At 74.9% G+C, this 1,591-nt stretch carries 1 protein-coding gene; it reads right to left on the minus strand.

Going from position 1 to position 1,591, the window contains the following annotated elements:
- The coding region (pabB, locus tag B7767_RS38625) for an aminodeoxychorismate synthase component I (RefSeq protein WP_107486574.1) at positions 1-1,591 on the minus strand (1,591 nt) is incomplete at both ends.

Raw genomic sequence — 1,591 nt, forward strand, 5'->3', positions numbered from 1 at the left:
CGGGGCAGGGCCTCCCGTCCGTCGTGCGACGCGTCCCGGGCGGCCGGGTCCGCCGGAGCGGCCCCGGCCGCCGCGCCGTCCGCGTCGTCGTCCGCGAGGTCCACGCGTCCGGGGAACTCGGCGCCGAGCAGCCGCAGCAGCGGCGTCGCCTTCACCGCCGTCTCCTCGAACTCCGCCGCGGGGTCCGACAGCGCGATGACGGCGCCGCCGACGCCGTAGCGCAGCCGGTTCCCGCTGAGCACCACCGTGCGGATGACGATGCTCAGATCCACCGCCCCGGTGAGCGAGAAGTAGCCGATGGCCCCCGAGTACACGCCGCGCGGGCCGCCCTCCAGCCGGTCGATGATCTGCATGGTGCGGATCTTCGGCGCCCCCGTCATCGAACCGCCGGGGAACGCGGCGCGCACGGCGGCGACCGGGCTGAGGTGCGGGCGCAGCCGTGCCCGCACCGTGCTCACCAGCTGGTGCACGGTCTCGTACGTCTCCACCTGGAACACCGGGTCCGCGACGACCGAGCCGACCTCCGCGCACCGGCCGAGGTCGTGCCGGACCAGGTCGACGATCATCAGGTTCTCGGCACGGTCCTTCTCGCAGGACGCCAGCTCCTTCGCGAGCCGTGCGTCCTCCCGCGGGGTGCCGCCGCGCGGCCGGGTGCCCTTGATGGGCTTGGACTCCATCACGCCGTACCGGTCGATGCGCAGGAACCGCTCGGGCGACGTGCTGAGCACGGCCATCGGCCCGAAGTGCAGGAACGCGGCGAACGGTGCCCGGCTCACCCGGCGCAGACAGCGGTACGCCTGCCACGGGTCCAGGTCGGTGTCCGCCTCGGCCATGTTGGTCAGGCACACCTCGTACGTCTCACCGGCCGCGATCTCCTGCTGGCAGGCGTCGATCAGCTTGAGGTAGGCGTCGCGGTCGTGGCGCAGCACCACCGGCCCGGTGCCGCCGGCCGCGGGAGGTTCACAGGGCTCCGGTTCCCAGCCCGCCACCGTCTCCAGGGCGGCGGCGGCCGAGGCGAGCCAGGACCGCGCCGCCCCCTCGTCACCGTCCTCGGCCAGGGCCAGCAGATAGGTCGTGTCGGTACGGTGGTCGAGCACCAGGGCGCGGTCGGCGAAGACGAGGACGGCGTCGGGGTCGGGGGAACGGTGCGCCGCCTCCCCGTCGCACTCCGCCTTCAGTTCGTAACCGAGGCAGCCGACCCAGCCGAGGGCGAAGTCGAAGGGCAGCTCGGGCACGTCGGTGCTCAGTCCGGCCAGGTCCCGCTCCAGCCAGGACAGGAAGGCCGACCGTTCGACGCGGGTGGCGCCGCCCCCGGTGACGGTCACGGTGCCGGCCCCCACGTCCGCCGTGGCGACCCGGGCCAGCGGACCGGAGGCGTCGCCCATCACGGACAACTGTCCGAGGCGCCCGCCCGGGCGGCTGCTGTCCAGCCAGAACGGGTGGTCGCCGGTGCGGAACAGCCAGTCGAAGGCGACCTCCGCGTCCCAGCGGGTGCGCAGCCGTTCGACGAGGACCCGCAGCCGCCGGGGCGAGCCGTCGTCCGCCGCCCGGTCACCGGCCCCGGCCGTCACCGCCGCCCGCCCGCTGCCCG

Source organism: Streptomyces sp. 13-12-16 (assembly GCF_002114215.1).
Lineage (GTDB): Bacteria > Actinomycetota > Actinomycetes > Streptomycetales > Streptomycetaceae > Streptomyces.